Source organism: Moraxella sp. TY6, from assembly GCF_048551375.1.
Classification (GTDB): Bacteria; Pseudomonadota; Gammaproteobacteria; order Pseudomonadales; family Moraxellaceae; genus Faucicola.
This window is the reverse complement of record NZ_JBLYZJ010000027.1, coordinates 1-8,093: the sequence shown is the minus strand read 5'-3', so window position 1 is coordinate 8,093 and position 8,093 is coordinate 1. Positions and strand designations below refer to the sequence as shown.

The 8,093-nt window shown below is 41.0% G+C and carries 8 protein-coding genes; 6 read left to right on the top strand and 2 right to left on the bottom strand.

Features of this window, described 5'->3' with window-relative positions:
• The 3 genes from ACK1U4_RS11935 to ACK1U4_RS11925 form a co-directional block, all read left to right on the top strand.
• The coding region (locus ACK1U4_RS11935) for a MobA/MobL family protein (protein ID WP_419421674.1) at positions 1-1,107 on the top strand (1,107 nt) is incomplete at its 5' end.
• Positions 1,104-2,048, top strand: a complete 945-nt coding sequence (locus ACK1U4_RS11930; protein WP_419401965.1) for a hypothetical protein — start codon at positions 1,104-1,106, stop codon at positions 2,046-2,048. The genes ACK1U4_RS11935 and ACK1U4_RS11930, both read left to right, overlap by 4 nt.
• 323 nt (positions 2,049-2,371) lie before the next feature.
• Positions 2,372-3,787 carry a replication initiation protein gene (locus ACK1U4_RS11925; protein ID WP_419401966.1) on the top strand — a complete coding sequence of 472 codons (1,416 nt, stop codon included), beginning with the start codon at positions 2,372-2,374 and terminating at the stop codon, positions 3,785-3,787.
• A 167-nt stretch (positions 3,788-3,954) separates the two neighbouring features.
• Here ACK1U4_RS11925 and ACK1U4_RS11920 read toward each other — a convergent pair whose 3' ends face one another.
• On the bottom strand, positions 3,955-5,955 hold the full coding sequence (locus ACK1U4_RS11920; protein ID WP_419401967.1) for a heavy metal translocating P-type ATPase: 2,001 nt from the start codon (positions 5,953-5,955) through the stop codon (positions 3,955-3,957).
• A 107-nt stretch (positions 5,956-6,062) separates the two neighbouring features.
• On the opposite strand from ACK1U4_RS11920, the gene ACK1U4_RS11915 reads away from it, so the two are divergent.
• Both ACK1U4_RS11915 and ACK1U4_RS11910 read left to right on the top strand, forming a co-directional pair.
• A complete protein-coding gene (locus ACK1U4_RS11915) occupies positions 6,063-6,458 on the top strand; it encodes a MerR family transcriptional regulator (protein ID WP_419401968.1) in 396 nt (131 codons plus the stop codon).
• Between the two features lie 127 nt (positions 6,459-6,585).
• Positions 6,586-7,200 carry a hypothetical protein gene (locus tag ACK1U4_RS11910; protein ID WP_419401969.1) on the top strand — a complete coding sequence of 205 codons (615 nt, stop codon included), beginning with the start codon at positions 6,586-6,588 and terminating at the stop codon, positions 7,198-7,200.
• Here ACK1U4_RS11910 and ACK1U4_RS11905 read toward each other — a convergent pair.
• A complete protein-coding gene (locus ACK1U4_RS11905) occupies positions 7,197-7,577 on the bottom strand; it encodes a hypothetical protein (RefSeq protein WP_419401970.1) in 381 nt (126 codons plus the stop codon). The genes ACK1U4_RS11910 and ACK1U4_RS11905 overlap by 4 nt on opposite strands.
• A gap of 328 nt (positions 7,578-7,905) precedes the next feature.
• On the opposite strand from ACK1U4_RS11905, the gene ACK1U4_RS11900 reads away from it, so the two are divergent.
• The coding region (locus ACK1U4_RS11900) for a MobA/MobL family protein (protein ID WP_419421673.1) at positions 7,906-8,093 on the top strand (188 nt) is incomplete at its 3' end.

Below are 8,093 nucleotides of genomic sequence, written 5' to 3'. Positions count from 1 at the left end.
GTAAAACACAATTATGAGAAAAAGGGAAAAAGCGGAGTAGTTAGCAAAGATTGTTTCATGTATCAAGACGGACAGAAAATTCAACTTGATAGGGGCGAATTATGGAACACAGCCGAACAATCCGAAAAACGTAAAGACGGCAGAACAGGGCGTGACTTTATCGCCAATTTGCCTTTTGAACTTAACCCCAAACAGCGGGAAACCATCGTTAGAGAATTTAGCGAAACCATCGCCAAACGTTATAAGGTGGCGATTGATTGGGCGATACATTTACCCGACAAGAAAGGCGATAACCGAAACCATCACGCCCATATTTTAATTACTACTCGAAACGCCAAATTTGAAAATGGGCAAATTGTTTTGGGTGATAAAACTATCCTTGAGAAAGAAAACAAGGAACTCAAAAAGCAGGGCTTGCCATTAACCCAAGACCAAATTAAGAGTTTGCGTAAAGAATGGGAAGTTATTACCAACCATCATTTAGCGATGGCAGGAATTGAAGAAAGGATAGATTGTCGCAGTTATCGAGAGCAGGGCGTTCATAAATTGCCTACTGTTAAATTGGGGGCAAGGGCAAGCGAGAACGAACGCAACGGCATAGCCACAAGAAAGGGCGACTATAACCGCCTTGTTGAAAAAGCCAATCGTGAAAATTGGCAAGGCACGATGGAAGAATATATCGAGAAAACAATTTACGACCTTGAGCAAGAAATCATTGTTGAAAGCCGTTTGCAGACTTCACCAACGCCACCACAACCGCAGGGGCAACTACCCAAGCCGAGTATTGGTAAACCTACCAAGCCCAAATTATCCCTTGAAGAAAGAATGGCACGGTGGGAACAAAAGCAGGAAAAAGAACGGCAGATAGACCAAAGGGGCGAACAGGCTTTATCTAAATTTGAGCAGAGAATGCAACAGCATGAACAACGATTAGCCGAGAAAGCCGAGCGTGAACGGTTAGAGAGATTAGAACAACAACGCCAAGCCGAGTTAGCCAAACAAGCACGATTAGAACAACAACGGCAGGCAGAGCAAGCACGGTTAGCCGAAATTGCTAGAGAGCAACAAGAATACGAAAACAGAAATAGCAGGGGGTTTAGTCCATGACCGATTATAACGATGATTATTATGAGCCTGATGACGATGAGCCAAGCGAACAGGAAGAAATGCTATTTGCACTCATCAAACAGGCAAAAGAACAGCAGGAAAGGACAAACGCTGTATTAGAGCGTTTAATTAGCCTAGCCGATAAGTTAGAGCAGGGCGAACAGGCACGCAATGACAAGCTAGATAATGCCCTTGATAAACTGGCTGATATTGATTTGCAGGGGATTGTTAGCGAGACCACCAAACAGGCGGTTAATGAATTGGTGGCTAGTGAGTTAAAGCAGGGCGTTTCTCAATATGTGGCTAGTCAAAACGCCAGTATCGAGCGAAACGCCCAAGCCTTGCTACAGGCTAATAATATCGCTACTCGAAACATCAATAGTTTTGCAGATTTGATAGCTAAACTCAAAGCAGATGAAACCGACTTGCTAGAAAAACAGCTTGCCGAGCGTGTGCAGTTAGCCGTTCAGCAGGGCGTAGGGAAAGGGCTAGACAAAGCCAATAATGATATTAATAATTTTTTGGTTGCTATTAGGAATGAGTTAGAGCAGGGCGTAAGGAATGTTAAACAGCTCAATGCCAATATTCAACATGGTGCAGGGCAAGCGATTGCAGAGTTGGACGAGTACAGGGAACAAGTAGCAAGTCGCCCTAAATGGCTCATGGCGTTTGGGTGGTGCGTGTTCTATACGATTGCTCTTACGATTATAGGGGTTGTGACTTATCGTGTGAATACACCGCTACAGAGCGAAATTAGAGAGCGTAACCAAACTATCCAAAACCAAGATTATCGAATTACACAGCAACAGCAACAGCTTAACTACATGAACCAAGCCTTGAGAACTAATTTCTCAGCATGGGAAGATGGTAATTTATATTTGCGTGTTGATAGGAATAAGTGTCGAGATATCAATAATCAGAATTATTGTATGAAACAGTAGTTTAAAATTAGAACCCAAGAAAGTATTGGTATTAAAAAAACACAATAAGATAATAAGTAACAAATTGCAAAAAACATACTACACATTAACACAATTATTATTTACAAGCCAAAAAATCGACATATTATAAAAGCCACGTGAGACGAAATTTTGCCAACGGCAAAAAAAACGTCTCTCAAAAGGTTAAGCCCCCAAAGCTAGACACTTTGAGGGCTCGACTGTGAAATAACTTTAATGTTCGTCGCAGAACAGTTTTTAGACACTTCACAGGGTATTACTCTATATATTTTAGGGTTTTGCCTTGCGTTGTGCAAGGCTAACCAATGAAACTTTTACAAAAAAGCAATAAGAGAACTTATACCCCACCCCCCATAAAACGGATTGATAGCCGTTTTATTCATAATAATATTCATCTTCTCGATGAGAAAAACCATCAACGATGGCAAAAAATCATTGCCAACTACTATCGTTTTGTCTCAAAAAACAGCCCAAACTATCTTTATACAGATGCCATTAACAAGTGTATAGCGTTCGGATGGATACCACAGGACTATTGGCAACGCCATATCATGCGGTTGTTGGCAAAGGGCATAGACATACCAAAACGAATACTTGAACAACACGGAGTAACCATTTATGACGGCATAGCATACAAAACAGACCGCACCAAAGCACCCAAATTCAGAAAGCCACAGAATGCCTATGATTTTGTGCTAGCTGACACATCACGATGGCAAGAATATGAGCATTTACAGCGTTTCTATGATGAATTACCCGACAAACCCTACTTTGCAGAATGCAAAGACGGTCAAACGCTGATACGCCCCAAACACTATGCTAACTGCTATTCACACGTTCACCCTTTTCACAACAAACATTTTGCCCTTGTCTTTGACATTGACGAAATCGCAGGGCGATGGGCGTTTCAAGCATGGCGAGATTGTGGACTATTGCCACCGCATATCATCATTGCAAATCCTGTCAAAAATAGCTGTCAATACGTCTATTTTTTGAAAATTCCCTTTACTGTCTATTCAAACTCAAACATAGGCATTATCGAAAAATTCAAACTGGTACACGGTGCAATGAGTGAATTATTGCAAGCAGATACATCGTTTAACCAAGCGAGAATGAAAAACCCCCTGCACAAATCACACAATGTCTATGTAGGCGGTGCAGAGCCTTACACCCTTGCACAGCTCATAGACAAATGCGACCTATGGGAATATAGAGCCGAGTTGTTTAAACGCCAAACTAAAGCAAGCGAATTAAAACAAGCGAATGATGATGTAATGTATGAGGGGCGTAACCATGAAATCTTTGAGAACGTAAGGCATCAAGCATATCCCTACTCATCGATGGATTGGGATAGTTTATTTAATCTCATACTTGAAAAATGCGAAGAATATAACAAGCGTTTTAGCGAGCCGTTGCCATATAACGAGCTATGCACAATCGCACGCAGTATCACGAAATACTGTAAAACTAGATTAAATGGTAAATATAGTGAACGTTTTTTAGCATTTCAGAGCGAACAAGGTAAAAAAGGGGCTAAAGTAGCTAATGCCCTTGGAGCGAACAGCAAAGGCGGTCAAGCACGGTCAGACAGTTATGAGCCTAAAAGAGAGCAAGCACAAGCAATGCACGCCCAAGGGCTTAAAAACAAAGTAATCGCAGATACCCTAGGTGTAAGCCCAAAAACATTGAGAAACTGGGGTATTTTCAGCAAAAAACGCTGACTAAAAAAAGGGAAAGTGCCGTCCAATCAGTTAATAGCCCCGAAGGGGGTGCTTTGGCTGCTTAGGCTATTTTGAGTTATCACTATAGTATAGTTGAAATTCTGTGCTGACCTTAGTTAAACCATAGCATAACCAAATGGTTCGATTTTTCTTGATGCCATTGAGCATTAGCGTATATTTACAAAATTCATGTATTGAATCCGCATCGCATTGATAATCGCTAATAAAGCCACCCCCACATCTGCAAAAACAGCTTCCCACATAGTGGCAATGCCCCCTGCACCTAATAGCAAAACAATGGCTTTGACCACAAATGCCAAGGTAATATTCTGCCAAACGATTTTGCGGGTTTGTTTACCAATATTGATTGCCATTGGAATTTTGGACGGTTTATCATCTTGAATGACCACATCCGCAGTTTCAATCGTGGCATCACTACCTAAACCACCCATCGCAATACCGACATCACTCAAGGCAATCACAGGGGCATCATTGACCCCATCCCCCACAAATGCCACAGTTTGAGTTTTGTGGGTTTTATTAGACGGCAGTTTTTTGATAGCTTTTAGATGGGCTACTTTGTCTTCAGGTAATAAATCACCAAAATATCGCTCGATGTGTAGAGTATCGGCAACTGACTTCACAACAGCAGTTTTATCACCACTTAACATTGTAGTTGTTACGCCAAGCTGTTTTAATGTGTCAATGGTGGAAAAAGCATCCGCCTTGATTTGGTCAGCAATGGTCACAAACCCCGCATATTGACCCCCATATGCCATGAGAATAACCGTATCAATACTTTGCATGACTGCATTGGGGTATGAAATACCAAATTTATCCAACAGCTTTACATTACCTGCCAAAAACGATTGCCCTTCAATATCAGCGGTTAAGCCATGTCCTGCAATCTCTTTTACATTCGTTAGGGTAACGGTGTTATCAACTTGACCAACATACTCATGTACTGCCGTAGCGATGGGGTGAGTGGACTTACTTTCGATGGCATTGAGATAGGTCAAGATAAGATGCGGGTCAAAGGCAGGTTCAATGGTTATTTCTTGAACCTTGAATACCCCTTCTGTCATTGTCCCTGTTTTATCCATCACCACATTGTCAATGCTTGCTAAAGTGTCTAAAAAATTACTGCCTTTGAATAATATCCCATTGCGACTACCTGCCCCAATACCGCCAAAGTAGCCAAGCGGAATCGAAATCACCAACGCACATGGGCATGAAATGACTAAAAATACCAATGCCCGATATAGCCAAATGCTAAATACATAATTAGGCACAAAGAAGTAAGGCAAAAGCGTGATAGCGATTGCCAACGCAACCACGATTGGCGTATAAATCTTAGCAAACTTACTGATAAACAGCTCAGTTGGGGCTTTTTGTCGGGTGGCATCTTGGACAAGAGCAAGAATTTTAGAGAGTTTAGAATCTTGATAAGCCGCTGTTGTCTTGATTTGCACGACAGTTTGTAAATTAATCATCCCTGCCAACACCACATCACCTTGATGTTTGGTAGCGGGTTTACTTTCCCCTGTCAAAGCCGATGTGTTAAATGAGCCATTGTCCGATAGCAATATCCCATCTAGTGCCAACTTTTCCCCTGCTTTTAGCTGAACAATTTGACCCACACCCACATTCACAGCTTTGACGGTAGTCGGTTGGTGATGGTCTATGACAGTTACTTCATCGGGACGTTGGTCTAGCAAGGCTTTAATATTACCTTTGGCACGCTGTACCGCCATTGATTGAAAAATTTCCCCAATGCTATAAAACAGCATAACAGCCACCCCTTCGGGATATTCACCAATCGCAAATGCCCCGATAGTCGCAATCGCCATTAAAAAAAATTCTGAAAACCAATCGCCTGACGTTATCCCTTCAATCGCTTCTTTAATGACAGGTATGCCAACAGGTAAATAAGCTAACCCATATAAGACAAATCTTATCCAATCATGAAACCAAGCGGGTTTAAGCCAATAATCTAAGCACAGACCAAGAATTAACAATATCAAAGAAATAAGCATCGGCAAGAATGTCTGTAGCGTACTTTTTTCTTCTTCAAGTAACTCGTTAGTCGTTTCGTCACTATCGCAAGTATTTTGTGATAATACGCTAGGTACTGAATCATCAGAATGACAACCACAATTTTTAGCCATAGTTTCCACCTTCGGTATTTAATTTAGCTAAGATGGGCTATACTATAAACCCTGTAGTTACTACAGGGTCAAGGCATATTTTTAAGGTATCATTCATTGAGTAGGGTATGAAGCATTATACGATTAGTCAGCTAAGTCAATTGTCACACATCAATCTTGAGACAATTCGGTATTATGAAAAGATAAGGCTAATTGAAAAGGCAAGTCGAGGCGAAAATGGCTATCGTTATTTCACGCCAACGACAGTAGATGAGTTAAATTTTATTCGCACCTGTCGTTCAATCGGTTTTAGTATCGATGAAATTAAACAGTTAAGGGAATTAAAGCAAAATCCAACGAATAATTGTGAGATGGCAGATATATTGGTAAAAGACCATCTTAAGCAGATTGAGAAAAAAATGGGCGAATTAACCCAAATTAAATCGTTTTTAGAATCGATAGATTGTTCAAGTCAAGGTACTGTCACTGATTGCAAGGTTATTAGGACACTTCAGCAATTATAGCCATGTACTTCTAGACGGTATTTGACAATTCTGTGCTGACCCCATTTAGGACAATATTTTCTATTGTGTACGATACTGTACCGTATTATAATACGGTACAGTATCGTACACTAATGGAGTATCTCTAATGGCAGTTACCAAAAATGACGTATTAACCGCTATTGAGCAAATCGAAAGCAGGGGCGACAACCCCACCAATGCCAACATTCTAGCGATTGTCGGCGGTAGCAATGCCACCGTTCAAAAATACCGTAGCGAAATCATGTCAGAACGCCAGCAACAAGCGTTTAAAAGCCGTATCGTTTTGAAAGACAGCGAACTATCAAAACTTACCAATACGTTTAACGACCTACTTGCTAATCGCCTTGGCGAGTTAAATAGTGAACTTACACAAATCATTAATCAGCTACAGACATCGAATGATGACCTGTCGGCACAGCTTGACGTTATCCAAAGCGACCTTGTTAATGCTAACAATCAATCAAAAGCTAAGGACGAGCGGATAAGTGAACTTGAGAATGAATTATCATTCATCGAGAAAAAGGCAAGCAGGGAAAAGGACGAATTAAACGCCCAACTGGTTGAACTCTACAAACAAGCAGGTAAGGTAGAATTGCTAACCGAGAAGTTAGCAAGCCTAGAGACAGAGAATAGAGAACTAAAGCGTGTTATCGAAAACAACAAAGACGAACTAACCAAAAAAACACGCACTAAGAAGCAAGCAGACTTACCGATTGCTTAATTTTGTTGCATGGGTTGTGATTGGGCGATGTTTTGCATTGTCTGTGCTTGCTTTAGTGGTAGCCCTGCTTTCTTTCTCAAGTTATCAAGGGTGGCGTTTATGCGTTTAAGGTCATTATCACGAGTAACGGTTTTATCTAAAATTTCCACAAGCGTTCTAGCAAAGTTTGAATTTTTACTAGCATAAGACAAGACCGCCCCACCAATTACAACCTTAATAGCAGTTTGGGCTTTATTCTCTAATTGTTTAAGCCGTGCTATTTCAGCTTGCTTTTTAGCAACCGTTTGAGACTGTGGCGTAACTATTAAACTATCGCCAGTATCTGCGGTTTCAATTGGTGCATTTTGTTGTGGCTGTGGTTGTTGTTGGTTATCCATTTTTAAATCACCTATAGCTAATAAAAGCCTTATCATATCACCACCAGTCACTAAGCAAAAGCAAGAAAACGCCCCCATCTGTTATTATTTCGTATCGCATATTGTCAAGCCAATACGCATACTGCATAATAAAGCGATGGGGCGTTTTCCCCGAAGGGCGAAATTACGAGTTACAAAAACCATTCCGCTATCGCTACAGATTTTTATAACTCAATTTCGGCAGGGGATACCCCTACGACCCCCGCCCCTATTTTTATTACTCAAAAAGCGGGGCGACCTAAAAGACCAAATACCCAAAAACTAAAACCGAAACTAGGAAAAAATTACAATGGCAATTTTCTATCTTGAGACTAAACCGATAAAACGCAGTGAAGGGCGTTCGTCAGTTGCCGCCAGTGCGTATAGGGCAGGTGTGTCTTTAGTAGATAATCGGACAGGGGTAAAACACAATTATGAGAAAAAGGGAAAAAGCGGAGTAGTTAGCAAAGATTGTTTCATGTATCAAGACGGACAGAA